Source organism: Streptomyces sp. YS415, assembly GCF_023544665.1.
Classification (GTDB): domain Bacteria; phylum Actinomycetota; class Actinomycetes; order Streptomycetales; family Streptomycetaceae; genus Streptomyces.
Window position 1 is genome coordinate 1 of record NZ_JAMJFL010000029.1, and the last position, 18,485, is coordinate 18,485.

Below are 18,485 nucleotides of genomic sequence, written 5' to 3' on the forward strand. Positions count from 1 at the left end.
TCCGCGACGGGGTTTGTCTGCGCGGTGACAAAGAACGAAGAGGGCGGCGGAGCCCGGCGCCCCGCCTGTTGTCAGGGAACCGTGCACCGGCTTAACGTGCGCTCCGCGGTGCACGCGGCCTCACCCTCTTTGGAGGTGATATGGGAATCGAAGTGGTGGTCGAGGGTCTCACCAAGTCATTCGGCAGGCAGAAGATCTGGCAGGACGTGAGTCTCACTCTGCCGGCCGGAGAAGTAAGCGTCATGCTCGGTCCGTCCGGTACCGGAAAGACCGTGTTTCTCAAGTCGCTCATCGGACTGCTGAAGCCGGAGCGCGGCCGTGTGCTCATAGACGGCATCGATATGGTGAACAGTCCTGAGCGGGATATTTATGAGACCAGGAAAAAATTGGGCCTCATGTTCCAGGACGGCGCCCTCTTCGGTTCCATGTCCCTCTTCGACAACATCGCCTTTCCGCTGCGCGAGCACACCCGGAAGAAGGAGTCCGAGATCCGCCGCATCGTCATGGAGCGGATCGAGGTCGTCGGGCTGCTCGGCGCCGAGGGCAAACTGCCGGGGGAGATCAGCGGCGGCATGCGCAAGCGGGCCGGACTCGCCCGCGCGCTCGTGCTCGACCCGCAGATCATCCTGTGCGACGAACCCGACTCCGGGCTCGATCCCGTCCGCACCGCCTACCTCTCCCAGTTGCTGATCGACCTGAACGCGCAGATCGACGCGACGATGCTGATCGTCACTCACAACCTCGACATCGCCGCCACGGTCCCCGACAACATGGGCATGCTCTTCCGGCGCGAACTGGTCACCTTCGGCCCGCGTGAGGTGCTCCTCACCAGCGAGGAACCGGTCGTGGCACAGTTCCTGGCCGGCCGCCGCGAAGGCCCGATCGGGATGTCGGAGGAGAAGGACGCCGCCACTCTCGCCGCTGAGGCCGCGGCCCTGGGAGGCGCGGACGCCGACCGACCGCGGGAGATCATCCCGCAGCTGGAGCCGTCCTCCGGGCTTCCGCCGCGCCGCGCCGTCGCCCGACGCCGGGAGCGGGTCCTGGGCATGCTCGACCGGCTGCCGCCCGCCGCCCGCGCCGCTATCGAGCGCACGTACGCCGCCGACGGCGCACCCGGCACCACCGCCGCGACGCTCCCGATGTCGGCCACCGGGAGCGGCGCATGATCGCCGGCGCCCTGCGCCAGACCGGCGGGCTCTTCGCGCTCGCCGCCGAGGTGGCGCGTGCGATCTTCCGACGTCCTTTCCAGTTCCGGGAGTTCGTCGAGCAGTTCTGGTTCATCGCCAGTGTCACGATCCTGCCCGCGGCGCTGGTCTCGATCCCGTTCGGTGCTGTGATCGCCCTCCAGGTCGGCTCGCTCACCCAGCAGCTCGGCGCCCAGTCCTTCACCGGCGGCGCCAGCGTGCTGGCCGTCGTCCAGCAGGCCAGTCCGCTCATCGTCGCCCTGCTCATCGCGGGCGCGGCCGGCTCCGCGATCTGCGCCGACCTCGGCTCGCGCACCATCCGCGAGGAACTGGACGCCATGGAGGTCATGGGCGTCTCACCCGTGCAGCGCCTCGTGGTACCCCGCGTCCTGGCCACCATGGGCGTCGCGGTCCTCCTCAACGGCCTGGTCTCCGTGGTCGGCATCCTCGGCGGCTACGCCTTCAACGTCTTCCTCCAGGACGGCACCCCCGGTGCCTACCTGTCCAGTTTCTCCGCCCTAGCCCAGCTGCCCGACCTCTACGTCAGCGAACTCAAGGCGCTGGTCTTCGGGTTCATCGCCGGCTCCGTCGCCGCCTACCGGGGTCTCAACCCGGGCGGCGGTCCCAAGGGCGTCGGCGACGCCGTCAACCAGTCCGTCGTCATCACCTTCCTGCTGCTCTTCTTCGTCAACATGGTGATGACGGGCGTCTACCTCCAGCTCGTACCACCGAAGGGAGGCTGAGGTCCGTGGCCTCCCCGCTCGTCTGGCTCGACCGCTCAGGCGACCAACTGCTGTTCTACGTACGCTCCCTGCTGTGGATCCCGCGCACCCTGCGCCGGTACCTCAAAGAGGTGCAGCGCCTGCTCGCCGAGGTCGCCTTCGGCACGGGTGGCCTCGGGGTCATCGGCGGCACCGTCGGCGTGATGATCGCGATGACCCTGTTCACCGGGACCGTCGTCGGACTCCAGGGGTACGCGGCCCTCGACCAGATCGGCACCGCCGCCTTCACCGGATTCGTCTCCGCGTACTTCAACACCCGCGAGATCGCTCCGCTCGTCGCCGGACTCGCCCTCTCCGCGACCGTGGGCGCCGGCTTCACCGCCCAGCTCGGCGCCATGCGCATCAACGAGGAGGTCGACGCCCTCGAAGGCATGGGCATCCGCTCCCTGCCCTACCTGGTCACCACCCGCATCATCGCCGGCGTCGTCGCCATCATCCCCCTCTACGCGATCGGGCTGCTCTCCTCCTACGTGGCCTCCCGCTACGTGACGGTCCTCTTCAACGGCCAGTCCCGGGGCACCTACGACCACTACTTCAACCTGTTCCTGTCACCCACGGACGTGCTGCTCTCCGTCCTGAAGGTGCTCATCTTCAGCGTCATGGTGATCGTCGCCCACTGCTACTACGGTTACCGCGCCTCCGGCGGCCCGGCCGGCGTCGGCGTTGCCGTCGGCCGCTCGGTGCGCAACGCAATCGTGCTGATCAGCGTCACCGACTTCTTTCTGTCGTTGGCCCTGTGGGGCGCCACCACGACCGTGAAGGTGGCGGGGTGACATGACCGCAGTGCACACGGCACGAGGCGCGACCGTGCGCCGCCGACTCGCCGGAGTGGTCTTCTTGGTGGTCCCCGCCCTGCTGGTGTGGCTCGCGGTCGCCGTCTACGACAAGCGGTTCACCGACTCCGACCCGGTGGTCGTGGAGACCGGCAGCGTCGGCAACGAGATGCACCGGGGCGCCGAGGTGAAGCTGCGCGGCGTCGTCGTCGGCGAGGTCCGCGAGATCGAACCGACCCACGACGGCGCGCGGCTCACCCTTGCCCTGCGGCCCGGCGCCCTCGGGGACATACCGGCCGACGTGCGCGCCCAGATGCTGCCGACCACCCTGTTCGGCGAACGCTTCGTCGCCCTCGTCCCGCCCGCGTCGCCCTCCTCGCGCCCACTGGCCGCCGGTGCCGTCATCCCGCAGGACCGCTCCGCGAACGCCGTCGAACTCCAGCAGGTGCTGGACAACGTGCTGCCCCTGCTCACCGCCGTCCAGCCGCAGAAGCTCTCCGCCACCCTCTCCGCCGTCTCCCAGGCCCTGGAGGGACGCGGCGACCGGCTCGGCGAGACCCTCACCCTCCTCGACTCCCACCTGCGCGAGTTCAACCCCCACCTGCCCACCCTCAACCGCGACCTGAAGCAGCTCGTGAAGGTCAGCCATGTCTACGCCGACGCCGCCCCGGACATCCTCACTGCCCTGACCGATTTCACCACCACCAGCGGCACCCTGGCCGAGAAGGAGAGCGAGCTGGCCGGCACCCTCGGCGCCACCACCAGAACCGCCGAGGACATGACCGCGGTCCTGCGGCAGAACAAGGGCAACATCATCCGGCTCTCCGCCTCCTCCCGCCCCACCCTGGAACTGCTCGCCGAGTACTCCGCGGCCTTCCCCTGCACCCTGCGCACCCTCGCCGACTTCGTCCCCGCCATGGACAAGGCCCTCGGCAAGGGGACCGACCGCCCCGGCCTGCGCGTCGATGTCACCACCGTGCCCTCGCGCGGCGCCTACCGCCCCGGCGCCGACACCCCCTCCTACGGCGCCGGCGGCGGCCCCCGCTGCTACCCCGTGCCCTACCTCGGCGTCGCCGCGCGACCGGCCGTACAGGTGCCCGCGGCTGCCGGGCAGGACCTGGGGCCGGCCAACTCCCCACAGGAGAACGACCTCGTCAACGAACTCCTCGCACCCGCCACCGGCAAGGCCCCCGCCGACCTCCCCGAGTGGAGCAGCCTCCTCGCGGGACCGGCGCTGCGCGGCACGGAGGTGACCTTGCGATGACGCCACGGCACACCGCCGGCACCCGGCGCACGGCCCATACCCGCCAACGGCCGCTGACCGGACCGCTGCTGAAGTCCCTCGCCTTCCTGGTGGTCACCGCACTGGCCACGACCGTCCTCGGGCTGAGCGTCTCCGGCACCGGCGTCGGTGACGACAGCATCACCTACAAGGCGCTGTTCACCGACGCCACCGGAGTCACCGACGGCGACAGCGTCCGCATCTCCGGCGTCGAGGTCGGCGAGGTCACCGGTGTCCGCGTCGTCGACCGGCGCACCGCGCAGGTCACCTTCACCGTCCGCGACGATCGCACCCTGCCCGCGTCGACCACTGCCGCGGTGAAGTACCTCAACCTGGTCGGGCAGCGCTACATCGCTCTGGACCGGGGCAGCGGCGACCTCACCGGCGCCCTCGGCGCCGGCGACACCATCCCCCTCGACCGGACCGCCCCCGCGCTCGATCTGACCCTGCTCTTCAACGGCTTCAAGCCGCTTTTCGAGGGACTCTCCCCGAAGGACGTCAACGAACTCGCCGGCTCCATCGTGCAGGTCCTCCAGGGCGAGGGCGGCACCGTCGACAGCCTGGTCCGGCACATCGGCTCCGTCAGCACGACGGTCGCCGCCAAGGACGAGGTCATCGGCGAGGTGGTGAAGAACCTCAACACGGTCCTGACCACCCTCAACGACCGCGAAGCCGACTTCGACGACCTCGTCGACACCCTCCAGAAGCTCGTCAGCGGCTTCAGCGACGACCGCAAGCCCCTGGGCAAGGCCGTCGCCGCCATGGGCGACCTGACCACCGTCACCGCCGACCTCCTCGAAGAGGGACGCGCGCCCCTGAAGAAGGACATCCGCGAACTGGGGCGGCTGTCCGGCAGCCTCGGCGACGCCACCCCGCAGATCGAGGACTTCCTCGACCGGACCCCCGCCAAGCTGACCGCGCTGGGCCGCCTGTCCTCCTACGGTTCCTGGTTCAACCTCTACCTCTGCGAGGCCCGCGTGGACGGCGTCACCACCTCCACCGGCGCGAGGCCGCCCACCGGCATCGCGGTCACCGAAGCGAGGTGCGGCGCATGACCCTGCTGCAGCGGCCCGCACGCCGCAACACCCCGGCCCCCGCGCCCTACCGCTCCCGCCCGCCGCGCCTGAAACCGGTCAAGGATCGCGACCCGATCGCCGTGGCCCTGGTCGGCCTGCTCCTGCTGGCCCTGCTCACCGTCTTCGCCTACAACGCCGACCGGTTCTCCCTCACCGGCGGCGGAACCACCTACACCGCCGACTTCAGCGAGGCCGCCGGGCTCGACGAGGGCGACGAGGTGCGCGTCGCCGGCGTCAAGGTCGGCGAAGTGACCGGCGTGGCCCTCGACGGCGACCGGGTGAAGGTCACCTTCGAGGTGGAGGACGCCTGGATCGGCGACCGGAGCACCGCCGCCATCGCCATCAAGACCCTGCTCGGCGACAAGTACCTGGCCCTCGACCCGCTCGGCACCGCGGAACAGGACCCCGGCCACCGCATCCCGCGGACCCGGACCACCTCACCGTACGACGTCACCCAGGCGTTCCAGGACCTCAGCTCCACTGTCGACGCCATCGACACCCAGCAGCTCGCCAAGAGCTTCGAGACGATCTCGGAGACCTTCGAGAACTCGCCGCCGCACGTCCGCAAGGCCGCCACCGGACTGTCCGACCTCTCTCGCACCGTCTCCAAGCGCGACAGTGAACTGTCCGAACTCCTCAAGGGCAGCGCACAGTTCACCAAGACGCTGAAGGACAAGAAGTCCAGCTTCGAAACCCTCATCGAGGACGCCGGGCCTTTGCTCGGGGAGCTGAAGGACCGCCGCGACGCCATCACCGCCCTGTTGGAGGGCAGTCGCGACCTCGGCACCGAACTGACCGGACTGGTGGAGGACAACGACAAGCAGCTGGGGCCGACGCTGAAGGCGCTCGGCCGCGTCACCACCGTCCTGGAGGAGAACAGCACCCAGCTCGACCGGACGCTCGCCCTGGTCGGCCCCTACTACCGGCTCGTCGGCAACACCCTCGGCAGCGGCCGCTGGTTCGACAGCTACCTGTGCGGGGTGGTACCCCGCGACTACCTGCCCGCCCAGTCCCAGCCCAAGACGTCGTGCATGCCGCCCAAGCAGTTGGCGGCAGCCCCGGGGAGCGGTGAGTGACGTGAGCAAGCGCAGCAAACTCCTCGCGACCGCGATCGCCCTCGCCGTGGTCGCCGCCGGACTCGCCACCGTCCGCGCCCTGGACGGCACGGGCACCCGCGTCACCGCCTACTTCGACCGCGCGGTCGGCATCTACGCGGGCTCCGACCTGCGTATCCTCGGCGTCCGTGTCGGCGAGGTGGCATCGGTCCACCCCCAGGGCACCCGGGTGCGGGTCGAGCTGGCACTGGACGACGGCGTACGCGTGCCGAAGTCGGCGCGGGCCCTGGTGGTCGCGCCGAGCGTCGTCGCCGACCGCTACGTCCAGCTCACCCCGGCCTACCGCTCCGGCCCCGCCCTCGCCGACGGCGCCGTCCTGCCCGCCTCCCGCAATCGCACCCCGGTCGAGATCGACCAGCTCTACGCCTCGATCACCGACCTCAGCAAGGCACTCGGGCCGGACGGGGCCAACTCCTCCGGCGCCCTGTCCGACCTGCTGAAGACCGCAGCCTCCAACCTCGACGGCAACGGCGAGGCCATCGGCGAGGGCATCGAGGAGTTCGGCAAGGCCACCAAGACCCTCGACGGGGCCGGCGACGACCTGTTCGCCACCCTCAGCAGCCTCCAGACCTTCACCACGATGCTGGCGGAGAAGGACACCGACGTGCGCACTGCCCAGGAGCGGCTGGACACGGTCGTCGGCTACTTCGCCGACAACAAGGACGACCTCGCGGGCGCGCTGGAGGAACTCGGCACCGCGCTCGGCCAGGTGAAGACCTTCATCAAGGACAACCGGGGCGAGCTGAAGGAGAACGTCGAACGGCTCGTCCCGATCACCCAGACCCTGGTCCGTCAGCGCACCTCGCTGGCCGAGGCCCTGGACGTCGCACCGCTCGCCGCCGACAACCTCGTTGGCGCCTACGACCCCGACACCGGCATGATCGACGGCCGCGCCAACCTCAACGAGATCAGCATGGGCGGACCGCTGCTGCCCCTGCCGGCCACCGGCGGCTCGGCGACCTCGGGTACGGGGAAGGGGCAGCGGTGAAGCGCGTCGTGCGACGCCGGGGAAGGGCGTCCGAGCCGGCGGACTTCACGGACGCGGACCAGGTGGAGACCGCCGAGGCGGACCGCGTCGAGGTCCCGCACGACACGGTACGGCGGCGGGTGCTCGGTGCCGGAGCCGCCACCGGCGCCGGGATCGGCGGGCTCCTCGCCCTCGGCCTCGGTTTCCTCCTCGCCCTCGGGGCGTTCTCCGTCACCGTCCCGCGGTTCGACGGCATCGAGGACCTGCCCCTGCCGGGCGGCGCCGACCTCGGCCAGCACCCCTACACCGTCACCGCCGAACTGGACGACGCCCTCAGCCTGGTGCCGCACGCCGCGGTCAAGGTCAACGACGTCGCCGTGGGCCGGGTCACCGGCATCCGCCTCGACGGCGACACGTGGTCGGCCCGGGTCACCATGGAGATCAACGGTGACGTCGAACTGCCCGGCGACGCCGGCGCCCGCCTGGAACAGTCCAGCCTGCTCGGCGAGAAGTACGTCCAACTGGTCGCGCCGGCCACGTCGTCCGCCGCGGGCACACTCGGTGACGGCGGTGTCATCCCGCTCTCCCGCACCGGCCGCAACACCGAGGTCGAGGAAGTGTTCGGCGCCCTGTCCCTGCTGCTCAACGGCGGCGGCGTCAGCCAGCTCAAGACCATCACGCGGGAACTCAACAAGGCCCTCGACGGACGCGAACCCGAGGTGCGCTCCGTGCTGAAACGGGTGGAGAAACTCGTGGCGAACCTCGACGACCACCGCGGTGACATCACCGACGCCCTCGACGGCGTCAACCGGCTCGCCGCGACCCTCGCCGGCCGCGAGGACGACGTACGCACCGTCGTGACCGACCTCTCGCCCGGCCTGAAGACCCTGCACGAACAGCGCGGCTCCCTGCTGACCATGCTGCGCTCCCTGGACACGCTCTCCGGGGTCGCCGTCTCCACCGTCGAAGCGAGCAAGGACGACATGGTCGCCGACCTCAAAGCCATCGCCCCCACCTTGCAGGCCCTGGCCGACGCGGGGACCGATCTGCCCGACTCCCTCCAGGTGCTGCTCACCTACCCGTTCACCGACGAGGTGCTGAACGGCGTCAAGGGCGACTACCTCAACGTGTACCTGAACATGACCGCCGCACCGGGCACCCAGGTAATCCCGCCCCTGGTACCGCGGAGCACCCCCTCGCCGACCGCCACGGCGCAGAGCGAACGGGACACCGCCGCACCCCGGAAGCGGTCGGGCACCGGGGCCTCGGCCTCCCCGTCGACACCGCTGCCCCTGCCCTCCGTGCCGACACCCACCCACGAACCCGGGGACGGAGGCACACACGGATGATCACCCTCGCCGTACGCCTGAAGAACCTCGCCTTCCTCCTCGTCGCCGTCCTCGCCCTCGGCTTCCTCGGCATCCGCTATGCGGACCTCGGCAGGTACGTCGGTATCGCCGACCACTACACGGTCGAGGTCGAACTCCCGCGCACCGGAGGGTTGTTCACGCACTCCGACGTCACCTACCGGGGTGTTTCGGTGGGCCGGGTCGGCCGGATCGACCTCACCGCCGACGGGGTGGTCGCCCAGCTGCGCATCAAGAAGTCCGCGCCTCGCATCCCGGCCGACACGCGGGCCGTGGTCGCCGGGCTCTCCGCCGTCGGCGAGCAGTACATCGACCTGCGGCCCGAGAGCGCCGCCGGTCCTTACCTGGCTGACGGCAACCGGATCGAACAACGCGACACGGAGGTGCCCGCTCCCGTCACCGACGTCCTCACCAGCGTGAACGACCTCACCAGGTCCGTGCCGCTGGAGGATCTGCGCACGGTCGTCGACGAGTTCGGAAAGGCCTTCGAGGGGCACGGTGACGACCTTCAGGTGCTCCTGGACAACGGCAGCGCCTTCATCGAGGCTGCCGACCGCAACCTGCCCGCCACCACCCGCCTGCTCACCGACGGCGAGACCGTACTGCGTACCCAGGCCGAGGAGGCGGAGGCCATCCGCGGCTTCGCCGACGGCGCCACGGAACTGGCACGCACCCTCAAGGGCTCCGACGCCGACCTGCGCCGGCTGCTGACCGTCACACCCGATGCCGCCACGCAGGTCAGCGGACTGCTGCGGGACCTGGACCCCAGCCTGGGCGTAGTTCTCGCCAATCTGCTCACCACCTCCGAGGTCGCCGTCACCCGGCAGCGCGGCATCGAGGAACTGCTCGTGACGTACCCGGCGGCCGTCTCGGCCGGCGCCACCGCCGTCGATGGAGGAACGATGAAACTCGGTCTGGCCGTCACCTTCTTCCAGCCCTTGCCCTGCACCGACGGCTACGGCGGGACCCGGTACCGCACCGGCCTGGACCTCGGTACCGCACCGGCCCTCAACACCGGCGCCTCCTGCACGGCCCCGGCCGCGAGCGGGGTCAACGTACGAGGGTCCGCCCACGCGCCCCGGGGCGGCGCCGTACCCGACCCGGCCAGGCCCGGCTCCCTGCCCTCGGGCAATACGGGCAGCTCCGCTTCGACCCCGGCAGAGCCCTCCGCAGCCCTGCCCGGCGCGTTGGCCCTGCCGGACACGGGCGGCGCGCGGGTGGCCGGTCTGCCGGGGCTGCTCGGCGCGGACGCGGAGGCGGGCCGGTGAAGCGGGCGCGTGCCCTCACGGGCGCCGGATTGGCACTGGCGCTGGCATTCTGCGGCGCCGGGGCGTGGACGTACGCCCAGGCGCGGGCTGACGACTCCCTCGCGTACGGCCGTGAACGCGACCATGCGCTGGCCGACGGACGCGAGCGGCTCGCCGTCCTCAACACCCTCGACGCCTCGTCGCGGGAGCGGGCGCGGGACGGCATCCAGGACTGGCGCGCCGCCTCGACCGGTCCGTTACGGGACGAACTGAGCAACACCGCTCCCAGGAAGGGTGCTTCGGCGCGGGGCACGGTCACGGAGGCCGCGCTGACCTCCCTGGACACCCGCGCGGGCACAGCCAAACTCGTCGCGACCGTGCGCGTCGAGGTCACGCCCGCCGGAGCGAAGACGCCGACCACGGACCGCAAGCGGCTGGAGGCGGTCCTGGCCCGCACGGGCGAGGGGGAGTGGAAGGTCAAGGCACTGAGCGCGATACCGCTCGCGCGGACGGCGGAGGAGGACGAGAGCCGATGACACGGCTGCTGCACCTCGGACGGTCCCGGCCCTCCGCCGGCCCGGGCGGCGGTACGTCCGGCGAACCGGAGGGGGACGGCGTGGGTCCCGGCCCCGGAGCCGACTCCGGCACGGGTAGAGGCACCGGAGGCACCGGCACAGACAGCGGCACCGACGCCAGCACGGAACCTGGAACCGATGAGCGGCCTGGTGCCGAGGCGGACGCCGAGTCCGGCCGGTCGGCCCCGCCCAAGGCACCGCCCCGGGCCCGTGGCGACGGCCGGCGCCTGCGTGTCCCAGCCAGGCGCCTCGTCACCGCGCTGGGCGCGACCCTGCTCGTCCTCGCCGGCTGTGGCTTCTTCTACGGCGCCCACCAGCTCAGGTCCGCCCCCTCGGCCGAGAACCGCGCGCTGACCGACGCCGAGGCGACCACCCGCGTCGCCGGAGACGTCGGCAACGGCCTCGCCCGCGTCTTCTCGTACACGCCGGACGGTCTGGAGGCCACGGAGCGCGCGGCGCGGTCCATCCTCGAGGGGCGGGCGGAACGCCAGTACACGCACCTCATGGGCCGGATCCGCGCGGACCTGGCCGAGCAGCGCGTCACCCTGAGCACCCAGGCCGTACGCACCGCGGTGATCGAACTCGACGGTGACAGCGCGCGGTTGCTGGTCTTCCTCGACCAGATCTCGTCCCGAGGCAAGGCAGGCACCACCTCCGCGGCGGCCCAGCTCACGGTCACCGCGCACTGGCAGGAGGACCAATGGCGGATCGTCGACATCAGGTCCCGCTGAGCGGGCGCGGGAAGAAGGGAACACAGATGAAACGCGCGACCAGCGCATCGGCCCGGCTCGGGGCGCTGCCCGTCACGGCCCTGGCCGTCGCCCTCGCGCTGGTCGCGGGCGGCTTCGCCGGGTGGGCGGGCTGGAACTGGTACGACGCGGCTCACGACGACACCGTCGCGTACGCCGAGCAGCGCGACGCGGCCCTCGCCGCCGGTGAACAGGCCGTCCAGAACCTCAACACCCTCGACCATCGCAGCATCGGCCGGGGCCTGGACCTCTGGGAGTCCTCCACCACCGGTGAACTCCACGAACAACTGGTCTCCGGGCGGGACGAGTTCGCCACGCAGGTGAGGACCGCCAAGACCGTGACCACGGCGAAGGTGCTCTCCGGCGCACTCACCGAACTCGACGACCGGGCAGGCCGGGCCCGGGTGCTGGTCGCGCTGCGCGTGACGGTGAAGGCGCCCGGCGACGCGAGCACCGACAAGGACAGCCGCATGCTCGGCGAACTGACCCGCACCGACGGCCACTGGAAGCTCAGCGCCCTGGGCCAGGCCCCGGTGGGCGGCACGCCGGCCGGCTGACCGTCAGGAGAGGACGACACCACGATGCCGACGACCCGCCACCATCTGAACAACGCACGCCGTCGCCAGGCCCGCGAGGCCCTCCGCGCCCCGGTCGCGACCGACGCCGCCCAGGGACGCGGGGAGCCGCGCGACCAGCCACCGCCCGCCCGCACCCGGCACACACCACGCGGCACAACGGCGATCATCCGGAACGCACCGTCCACGCCCGGCGAGGACACGGACCCACCGGGGAACAAGACCCCACGGCCACGCGCCCCCCGCCGCGCACTCGCGGCCCTTTGTCTGCTCACCCTCCTCCTCGGCGGCTTCGCCGGCTGGGCGCACGCCCGCGCCGAAGCCCTCCGGGACGCCCCGGCCGCCCGCAACACCGCTCTCTCCGACACCGCCCGCACCAGTGAGATCAAGGGCCAGTCCACCAAGGCCGTTGCCGCGCTCTTCTCGTACGACCACGCCGACCCCGACGCCCTCGACGAGGCCGCGAAGCAATGGCTGACGGGACGCGCCCTCGCCCAGCACCGGAAGCTGTTCGGCGACATCCGCACGCAGGCCGACCAGCAGAAGGCGGTGATCACCACCACGGTTACCGACAGCGCGGTCGAGCGCATCGACGGCGACCGGGCGCGCGTCCTGGTCTACGCCGACCAGAGCAGCGTCAGCACCGCGGGCGACAAGAAGGCCGAGGACGACGGCACCTACGCCGGGGCGATGCTCGCCGTCGACGTTCAGCGACGTGACGGTCGTTGGCTCGTCTCGGGCATCGACACCTTCGGCCGCTGAACCCGTACGCGCCTCATCACCAGGGAGTGACCGACCATGCCCGAACAGCGCGCCCGACGCGTACCCGCCCGGACCCGGCAGGGTCTGCGGACCACCGCCATCGCCGTGACCGCGGTGGCGGCGCTCACCGCCTCCCAGGCCCCCGGACCCCCGCGGGAGGAGCGCGCCCGTCCGGCCGCCGCCGACGACCACCCCGCTCCCACCGCGGGCCTCCCGTACACCGAGCTCGCCCCGCCCGACGACGGTTCGTACCACACCGAATTACCGCCGCTGGTCGCCCGGGACGTCCCGCCGCGCCCCGCGCACGCCGCCCAGGCGCGTGCCCAGGCCGGCATCCCGGGCACCGTGCTGCGCGCCTATCGCGCGGCGGAGAGGTCCGTCGGCCGGACGGATCCCGGTTGCAAGCTGCCTTGGGAACTGCTCGCGGCCATCGGCAAGGTGGAGTCCGGGCAGGCGCGCGGCGGCGCGGTCGACCGGCACGGCACCACGCTCGGCCGGATCACCGGTCCGGCACTCGACGGCAGGAACTTCGCCCTGATCCTGGACAGCGACGGCGGCGTCCACGACGGCGACACGGTGTACGACCGCGCGGTGGGGCCGATGCAGTTCCTGCCGTCCACCTGGGCCCGCTGGGGCGCGGACGGCAACGGTGACGGCCGCAGGGATCCCAACAACATCTTCGACGCGGCCCTCGCCGCAGGGCACTACCTGTGCGCCGGGGACCGCGACCTGAGCCGGACCTCCGACCTGGACCGGGCGGTCCTCAGCTACAACCACTCACGCGCCTATCTCAACCTGGTCCGCCACTGGCTGGACTTCTACCGCACAGGCGTGCATCCCCTGCCCGACGGCAAGGGCGTCGTTCCGAAGTCGCCAGGAGCCGGCGGCGACACTCCGGCGACGGAGCCGGTCGACAAGGACCCCGGTGGAGGCGACGGCAAGGGCGATGACGCCGTGATCATCGGCCCCGAAACACCCGCCCCGTCCCCCTCTCCCACACGCCCGGCACCGCCCGCGCCATCACCCCAGCCGTCCCCGTCCACGACGGAACCGGCCCCCGCCCCCTCACCGACCCTGGACCCCTCGCCCTCACCGACTCCCACCGACCCGTCCACACCGACCCCCGACCCGTCCACACCGTCCCCAGATCCCTCCACGCCGCAGAACTGCCCCTCAGCCTCGGCGAGTCCCTCTCCCGACCCTGGCGCGTCGCCCACCCCCGATCCGGTCGCTCCCGGGGACGAACCGACCTGCCCGGCCTGAACCAGCCCGTCTCAACCCCGCCCCGGCCTCCGGAATCGCCCTGCGAAAGGTTTTCGGGTCGAAGGCATGCCGATGTACAGGGAATGACCCCTCTGACCTGCATGAATCCGGCGGGGAGCCGTCAGCTGACCTGACCTTCAACGTCCGGCGTCGAATGGTGCGTCGTACTTGATCACTCGGTCCGGTAACTGCCGTACGCGGAAGCGGCCTTCGTCTGAACATGTGCTCTGACCAAGGAACACACACGTCTAGCACGAAGGCCGTGAGGATGAGCCTGCTGCATCACGAAGCCCGGCGAGAGCCTTTGGCGCAACTGGCATGCATCCGGGGCGAGTTCTGATCCAGCCTGACCGCTCGTTCGGACGCGTTGTTCGAGCTGGCTGATGCTGTCCTGTGCGGCGCCGGACCGGTGAGGTCGCTGACCGAGCTGTCGTTGGTGGGTGAAAACCGCCGGGGCCATGGTGGGCTCTACGCCGCGGTGGCCGGCCGTACCGAATGCGCGGGACAGCACCTGAAGGCCACCAGCGGCTACGGAAGGGCGCCGGCGCGGGCGGCGAGGGCACGGAGTTCGGGTGTGGTGCGGCCGGACATCAGGAGTCCGGAGATGAGGGACCTCACCGCGGGGCGGGAGTGCGTTTCCTGGGGCGCTTGGTGCTCGGCCGCCAGAAGGGAGCGCACGGATTCGTCCCGACGTCCGCGTTGGGCCAAGGCAGCTGCTACGTCGGTGTAGTAGCGCGCCCGGGGTTCCACGCTGGGCAGGCTCTGCGGCGGCAGTGCACGGGCGGCGGCCAGGGCTGCGGAGGGGTCGCCGATGGAGAACTCGGCGGAGACGCGGTGGAGCTGAACGGTGGCCGGGCTGAAGCCGCCGCCGTGATCACCCAGCGCAGTTGTGCCGCCGAGGTCTGCGGCGATGGCGGCGGCCTCGTCTGTCAGCTCCCGCATCCCCTCCCGGTTGGGCCTCAAGCTCCGCATTCACCCTGGCCGCCGCACTGGCACACGCCCAACTTCCCCGCCTGAAGGGCTATCTGGCCGAACGAGAGACTGCCGCCGCCCGGATGCCGAAGGCTTTGCGCGGAGTGCCGGGCATCGACGTACCGCACCCGCCGTCCCATGCCGGTCCTGCCTGGTACGCGCTGCCTCTGCGCTACCGCCCGGACCAACTCGCCGGCCTGCCCGTCGAACGGTTCCTCGAAGCCGTCCACGCCGAAGGCGCCGGCGAGGTCGACCTTCCCGGCTCGACCCGCGCTCTCGGCGATCACCCGCTGTTCCACACCCCAGGTGCACTCCTGCCCGGCTACGCTGACCACCAAGGCCTCGCCGCCGACAGTTTCCCCACCGCACAGCGCGTGCACGGCAGCACGGTGAAACTTCCGGTGTGGCACCGCGACCAGGACCTCCGACTCGCCGAGGCGTACACCGCGGCCATCATCAAGGTCGCCGAACACCACAAGGACCTCGTGAAGTGAACGCACCCGTCGACGCCGCCCTCCTGGACGACCTCATCCACGCCGCCGACGCCGACGGCATCGCTAAGCACGTCGTCGGCGCCGTCATCCCCAACGCGGAAGGCAAGGTATTGCTGCTGCACCGCGCCGCCGACGACTACCTCGGCGGCCTGTGGGAGCTCCCCTCCGGCGGCGTCGACGCGGGCGAGACCCTGACCGAAGCTCTCCACCGGGAAGTCGCCGAGGAGACCGGCCTCACGGTCACCGCGATCGAGACTTACCTCGGGTACTTCGACTACCTCTCCAGAAGCGGCAAGAAGACCCGACAGTTCAACTTCACCGCCCACATCACCCACGAGAGGGATACGGTCAAGCTCACTGAACACAATGCACACCTGTGGGCCGACCGTACGGAACAGCAGCAAGTCTCCAGCGCCGTACGGAACGTGCTGGCAGCCTGGCGAGAGGAAGCTGTGTGAGGAATACGGCTGCCCGCGACGAGGCGTCGGGGCGCGTGCCCGCGGGCGAGAAGGTGCAGACTGTGTTCGATTCCGCGGCCGTGACATACACATGGGAGCTGCGCCGGGTCCGCTGGTCCACCGCCGTCGACGGGGGGACCGTGACGGAGGGGACGTTCTCCGAGGGCAGTCGGCAGTCGGCAGCAGGCGTTGAGCGGTACCCTCCGACGCCGCACGCCTCACGGTGACGGCCGAGCGTACGGACACGGCGTCCTGCACGGCCGACCTCAGCTGGGGCGGCTTCTGAGGGGCGACCTCAGGTTTCCCTCAGCGGCGCGTACGACTCTGTCCCGATCCCGAAGGTCCAGGCGACACCCTCCTTCGCGGTCCGGGTCGACGGGGGCACCCTGAGCCAGTAGGTGCGCCGGGTCCCGTCGGGCTCTGGTGTCGAGTTGAGGACCTCGACCATGACGACCGGCTCGTCCGCGGGCAGGTCGATCCGCCACAGGGTGCCCGTCTCGTCCTGGTGGAGGTGACGGGCGCCGGAGTCGGTGAGGTAGCGGTCGTAGCCGTAGTACTCCAGCATCACGCGCCGCAGTTCCGCGTTCTCCTCCTCGCGGATTCGGCTCGGGGTCAGCGAGCGCAGTTCGGCGAGGAAGTCGGCCGGCACCGGCATGCCGCGCCAGGCGTGCAGGGCGAAGCCGTCGGGGTAGGCGAGGGCGGGGCCGTCGCCGTTGTCGAGTCGGCCGGCCTCGTCGCGGTGGAGTTCCACGGGGCGTTCCGAGACCACCGCGACACGGGCGAACGGCCACCACCAGCCCGCGCTGGCGCACACCTCGGTCAGTGCGCCGAGCGGGCCGTCGTCGGCGGGGAACGCGGCCAGCCAGGGTGCGTCGTGCTGGCCGCACACCGCGTCCAGGAGCAGCACCCGCACCTCGGCGGCCTCCTTGCCGGTGTCCCGTCCGACTAGGTCCTGGAGCACTCCGGCTCTGATCCGGTCCACCAGGGCCTGGGTGGACTCCCACAGCCGTCCGCCGGTGGCCGCCCAGTGCGCGGACCAGCCCTCGGCCCCCAACTCGTCGTGCAGGCGGCGGCGTTCCCGTGCCCAGGGGGCGCTGCGGACTTCCTCGCGGACGCTGGGGCCGCGGTTGGTGAGCTGCCGGATCAGGGTGACGGCCGCGCGCGGAGAGTCCGCCCACAGCACGGTCTCCGGCTCGGCCAGTCCGGCGTGCTGGTAGGCGCGCCGTACGGCCTGTTCGGCGCGGGCCCGGTCGGCGGGGACGGTGGCCGTGGCGCGGGCGCGCCAGGCGCCCAGCCCGTCGGTGCCGCCGTCGGTCTCGATGGTCGTCATCTGCCCCTCCATGAGGTTGCGCTGTTCCACGTCAGTCGGCGTCAGTCGGCGACGATGCGGACCGAGCCCGGCATGTACTCCCGCTGTCTGATCACCCGGTACCAGCCGACGGGCAGCGCGATCGCCGCGTGCTCCTCGTGCACCACCCGGCCACCCTGCGGGAGGTGTAGCAGCAGCGGACCGAACGGTCCGGGCTCACGCACCAACTCGCCCGGTCCCACGACCGCGTGGGCGTGCCCGGTGACCTCGCCGAGCGCCAGCACAAGCCGGCCGCGTGCGTCACGCCGCTCCCTGGGCGCGTGCGCCACGTGGTCCGGTACCGCGCTCTCCTCCACGGGCACGATCAGCACGTCTCCCTGCCGGTACATGGCTGTCCCCTCACCGCCGGGTGCACCGCGCACCGGCCTTATGACTACGACCGTAGAGGCCGCCACTGACAACGCCCCCGCCTCCGGCCCCCGAAGCGGGCCCTCCATGTGGCGCTGTCAGTGGCGGTTGGTAGAACTGCGGCATCACGGACCGCACGTCTCTTTCGCCTCGGGAGCAGCCGCATGACCATCGGTGACCACCTGCAAGAGCTGTATCGGCTGCCCGCGTACGCCTTCCCCGGTCCGGACGCCCCGACGGACAAGCTGCCCGAGCCGGAGTCCGTCGCCTGGCGGATCGCCGCCGACGTGTACGACGCCGATGAGGAGTGGCCGGCGGCCTTCGCCCGTTTCTGCGAGGCCGTCGACACCACCCGGGTGCGTGCGCTGATCGTCGGCGCTTGGGGGGAGGCATACGACAGTGACTCCTCCGAGGTCATCACGGCGTTGCTCGCCGCCCGGGACCGGCTGCCCGCGCTGCGCGCGCTGTTCCTGGGCGACCTGGTGATGGAGGAGTGCGAGATCTCCTGGATCAACCAGACCGACGTCACCCCGCTGCTGGCCGGCTTCCCCGGGCTGGAGGAGTTCGGGGTGCGCGGCGGTTCGGGTCTGGGGTTCGACGCGCTGCGCCATGAGCGGTTGCGCCGGCTGGTGGTGGAGAGCGGCGGTCTGCCCGCCCGGGTGGTGCGGGGGATCGGCGCGAGCGACCTGCCCGCCTTGGTCCACCTCGACCTGTGGCTGGGCACCCCCGACTACGGCGGCGACAGCGAGGCCGCCGATCTGGAGCCGCTGCTGTCCGGCGCACGGCTGCCGAACCTGCGTCACCTGGCGCTGCGCAACAGCGAGATGCAGGACGCGGTGGCCGCGGCCGTCGCAGCCGCGCCTGTCGTGGCACGTCTCGAGGTGCTGGACCTGTCCATGGGCGTGTTGACCGACGAGGGCGCCGTTGCACTGCTGAGCGGGCAGCCGCTGTCCCACCTGAAGAAGCTGGACCTGCACCACCACTACCTCAGCCAGGCAGTCGAGGAGCGGGTGCGCCAGACGCTGGAGACGGCCGGCGTGGAGGTGGACCTCGACCGGGACGACGCGGAGGAGGACACCGAGGACGACGGCACGGTCTGGCGCTACGTCGCCGTGGGCGAGTGAGCG

Annotated in this window: 20 protein-coding genes and 1 pseudogene; 18 read left to right on the forward strand and 3 right to left on the reverse strand. The window is 71.3% G+C overall.

The window, feature by feature from the left end:
* Window positions 1-140 precede the first annotated feature (140 nt).
* The 15 genes and pseudogenes from M8H82_RS28810 to M8H82_RS36520 form a co-directional block, all read left to right on the forward strand.
* On the forward strand, window positions 141-1,166 hold the full coding sequence (locus M8H82_RS28810) for an ABC transporter ATP-binding protein (RefSeq protein WP_250078001.1): 1,026 nt from the start codon (window positions 141-143) through the stop codon (window positions 1,164-1,166).
* Window positions 1,163-1,927 carry an ABC transporter permease gene (locus M8H82_RS28815; RefSeq protein ID WP_250078002.1) on the forward strand — a complete coding sequence of 255 codons (765 nt, stop codon included), beginning with the start codon at window positions 1,163-1,165 and terminating at the stop codon, window positions 1,925-1,927. The genes M8H82_RS28810 and M8H82_RS28815 overlap by 4 nt, the downstream gene beginning before the upstream one ends.
* A gap of 5 nt (window positions 1,928-1,932) precedes the next feature.
* Window positions 1,933-2,739 (forward strand): ABC transporter permease, encoded by an 807-nt coding sequence (locus M8H82_RS28820; RefSeq protein ID WP_250078003.1) that lies wholly within the window; start codon window positions 1,933-1,935, stop codon window positions 2,737-2,739.
* Between the two features lies 1 nt (window position 2,740).
* The gene (locus tag M8H82_RS28825) at window positions 2,741-4,003 is read left to right on the forward strand and encodes an MCE family protein (protein WP_250078004.1); all 1,263 of its coding nucleotides are present in this window, start codon (window positions 2,741-2,743) and stop codon (window positions 4,001-4,003) included.
* Window positions 4,000-5,076: an MCE family protein gene (locus M8H82_RS28830; RefSeq protein ID WP_250078005.1), complete on the forward strand. Its 1,077-nt coding sequence runs from the start codon at window positions 4,000-4,002 to the stop codon at window positions 5,074-5,076. Before M8H82_RS28825 ends, M8H82_RS28830 begins: the two co-directional genes overlap by 4 nt.
* The gene (locus tag M8H82_RS28835) at window positions 5,073-6,173 is read left to right on the forward strand and encodes an MCE family protein (protein WP_250078006.1); all 1,101 of its coding nucleotides are present in this window, start codon (window positions 5,073-5,075) and stop codon (window positions 6,171-6,173) included. The genes M8H82_RS28830 and M8H82_RS28835 overlap by 4 nt, the downstream gene beginning before the upstream one ends.
* Window position 6,174: 1 nt before the next feature.
* Window positions 6,175-7,200 (forward strand): MCE family protein, encoded by a 1,026-nt coding sequence (locus M8H82_RS28840; protein ID WP_250078007.1) that lies wholly within the window; start codon window positions 6,175-6,177, stop codon window positions 7,198-7,200.
* A gap of 119 nt (window positions 7,201-7,319) precedes the next feature.
* The gene (locus tag M8H82_RS28845) at window positions 7,320-8,528 is read left to right on the forward strand and encodes an MCE family protein (RefSeq protein WP_250078077.1); all 1,209 of its coding nucleotides are present in this window, start codon (window positions 7,320-7,322) and stop codon (window positions 8,526-8,528) included.
* Entirely contained in the window at window positions 8,525-9,814 is a 1,290-nt protein-coding gene (locus tag M8H82_RS28850; RefSeq protein WP_250078008.1) for an MCE family protein, read from the forward strand. The genes M8H82_RS28845 and M8H82_RS28850 overlap by 4 nt, the downstream gene beginning before the upstream one ends.
* Window positions 9,811-10,329, forward strand: coding sequence for a hypothetical protein (locus tag M8H82_RS28855; RefSeq protein ID WP_250078009.1), 519 nt, complete (start codon window positions 9,811-9,813; stop codon window positions 10,327-10,329). The genes M8H82_RS28850 and M8H82_RS28855 overlap by 4 nt, the downstream gene beginning before the upstream one ends.
* A complete protein-coding gene (locus M8H82_RS28860; RefSeq protein WP_250078010.1) occupies window positions 10,326-11,099 on the forward strand; it encodes a hypothetical protein in 774 nt (257 codons plus the stop codon). Before M8H82_RS28855 ends, M8H82_RS28860 begins: the two co-directional genes overlap by 4 nt.
* Before the next feature lie 26 nt (window positions 11,100-11,125).
* Window positions 11,126-11,674, forward strand: coding sequence for a nuclear transport factor 2 family protein (locus tag M8H82_RS28865; protein ID WP_250078011.1), 549 nt, complete (start codon window positions 11,126-11,128; stop codon window positions 11,672-11,674).
* 24 nt (window positions 11,675-11,698) lie between these two features.
* Window positions 11,699-12,454: a hypothetical protein gene (locus M8H82_RS28870; protein WP_250078012.1), complete on the forward strand. Its 756-nt coding sequence runs from the start codon at window positions 11,699-11,701 to the stop codon at window positions 12,452-12,454.
* Between the two features lie 36 nt (window positions 12,455-12,490).
* Entirely contained in the window at window positions 12,491-13,717 is a 1,227-nt protein-coding gene (locus tag M8H82_RS28875) for a lytic transglycosylase domain-containing protein (protein WP_250078013.1), read from the forward strand.
* Window positions 13,718-14,063: 346 nt separating this feature from the next.
* Window positions 14,064-14,216: pseudogene (locus tag M8H82_RS36520) on the forward strand (transposase); the annotation flags it as partial.
* Between the two features lie 29 nt (window positions 14,217-14,245).
* Here the strand turns inward: M8H82_RS36520 and M8H82_RS28880 are convergent.
* A complete protein-coding gene (locus M8H82_RS28880; RefSeq protein ID WP_250078014.1) occupies window positions 14,246-14,659 on the reverse strand; it encodes a hypothetical protein in 414 nt (137 codons plus the stop codon).
* On the opposite strand from M8H82_RS28880, the gene M8H82_RS28885 reads away from it, so the two are divergent.
* Window positions 14,605-15,183, forward strand: coding sequence for a DegT/DnrJ/EryC1/StrS family aminotransferase (locus M8H82_RS28885; protein ID WP_250078015.1), 579 nt, complete (start codon window positions 14,605-14,607; stop codon window positions 15,181-15,183). The two genes, M8H82_RS28880 and M8H82_RS28885, sit on opposite strands and share 55 nt — an antisense overlap.
* The gene (locus M8H82_RS28890) at window positions 15,180-15,641 is read left to right on the forward strand and encodes an NUDIX hydrolase (RefSeq protein WP_250078016.1); all 462 of its coding nucleotides are present in this window, start codon (window positions 15,180-15,182) and stop codon (window positions 15,639-15,641) included. Before M8H82_RS28885 ends, M8H82_RS28890 begins: the two co-directional genes overlap by 4 nt.
* 295 nt (window positions 15,642-15,936) lie before the next feature.
* On the opposite strand, the gene M8H82_RS28895 is transcribed toward M8H82_RS28890, so the two are convergent.
* Window positions 15,937-16,971 carry a DUF6745 domain-containing protein gene (locus tag M8H82_RS28895; protein WP_250078017.1) on the reverse strand — a complete coding sequence of 345 codons (1,035 nt, stop codon included), beginning with the start codon at window positions 16,969-16,971 and terminating at the stop codon, window positions 15,937-15,939.
* 41 nt (window positions 16,972-17,012) lie between these two features.
* On the reverse strand, window positions 17,013-17,339 hold the full coding sequence (locus M8H82_RS28900) for a hypothetical protein (RefSeq protein WP_250078018.1): 327 nt from the start codon (window positions 17,337-17,339) through the stop codon (window positions 17,013-17,015).
* Between the two features lie 183 nt (window positions 17,340-17,522).
* Between M8H82_RS28900 and M8H82_RS28905 the strand changes: the two genes are divergently transcribed.
* Window positions 17,523-18,482: an STM4015 family protein gene (locus M8H82_RS28905; RefSeq protein WP_250078019.1), complete on the forward strand. Its 960-nt coding sequence runs from the start codon at window positions 17,523-17,525 to the stop codon at window positions 18,480-18,482.
* Window positions 18,483-18,485 lie beyond the last annotated feature (3 nt).

Bases quoted from the DNA above. Each gene is read 5' to 3' on its own strand.
- M8H82_RS28815 (WP_250078002.1), top strand. From the start codon at position 1,163: ATGATCGCCGGCGCCCTGCGCCAGACCGGCGGGCTCTTCGCGCTCGCC.
- M8H82_RS28825 (WP_250078004.1), top strand. From the start codon at position 2,741: ATGACCGCAGTGCACACGGCACGAGGCGCGACCGTGCGCCGCCGACTC.
- M8H82_RS28905 (WP_250078019.1), top strand. From the start codon at position 17,523: ATGACCATCGGTGACCACCTGCAAGAGCTGTATCGGCTGCCCGCGTAC.
- M8H82_RS28880 (WP_250078014.1), bottom strand. From the start codon at position 14,659: ATGCGGGAGCTGACAGACGAGGCCGCCGCCATCGCCGCAGACCTCGGC.
- M8H82_RS28835 (WP_250078006.1), top strand. From the start codon at position 5,073: ATGACCCTGCTGCAGCGGCCCGCACGCCGCAACACCCCGGCCCCCGCG.
- M8H82_RS28900 (WP_250078018.1), bottom strand. From the start codon at position 17,339: ATGTACCGGCAGGGAGACGTGCTGATCGTGCCCGTGGAGGAGAGCGCG.
- M8H82_RS28865 (WP_250078011.1), top strand. From the start codon at position 11,126: ATGAAACGCGCGACCAGCGCATCGGCCCGGCTCGGGGCGCTGCCCGTC.
- M8H82_RS28895 (WP_250078017.1), bottom strand. From the start codon at position 16,971: ATGACGACCATCGAGACCGACGGCGGCACCGACGGGCTGGGCGCCTGG.
- M8H82_RS28850 (WP_250078008.1), top strand. From the start codon at position 8,525: ATGATCACCCTCGCCGTACGCCTGAAGAACCTCGCCTTCCTCCTCGTC.
- M8H82_RS28830 (WP_250078005.1), top strand. From the start codon at position 4,000: ATGACGCCACGGCACACCGCCGGCACCCGGCGCACGGCCCATACCCGC.
- M8H82_RS28810 (WP_250078001.1), top strand. From the start codon at position 141: ATGGGAATCGAAGTGGTGGTCGAGGGTCTCACCAAGTCATTCGGCAGG.
- M8H82_RS28875 (WP_250078013.1), top strand. From the start codon at position 12,491: ATGCCCGAACAGCGCGCCCGACGCGTACCCGCCCGGACCCGGCAGGGT.
- M8H82_RS28870 (WP_250078012.1), top strand. From the start codon at position 11,699: ATGCCGACGACCCGCCACCATCTGAACAACGCACGCCGTCGCCAGGCC.
- M8H82_RS28860 (WP_250078010.1), top strand. From the start codon at position 10,326: ATGACACGGCTGCTGCACCTCGGACGGTCCCGGCCCTCCGCCGGCCCG.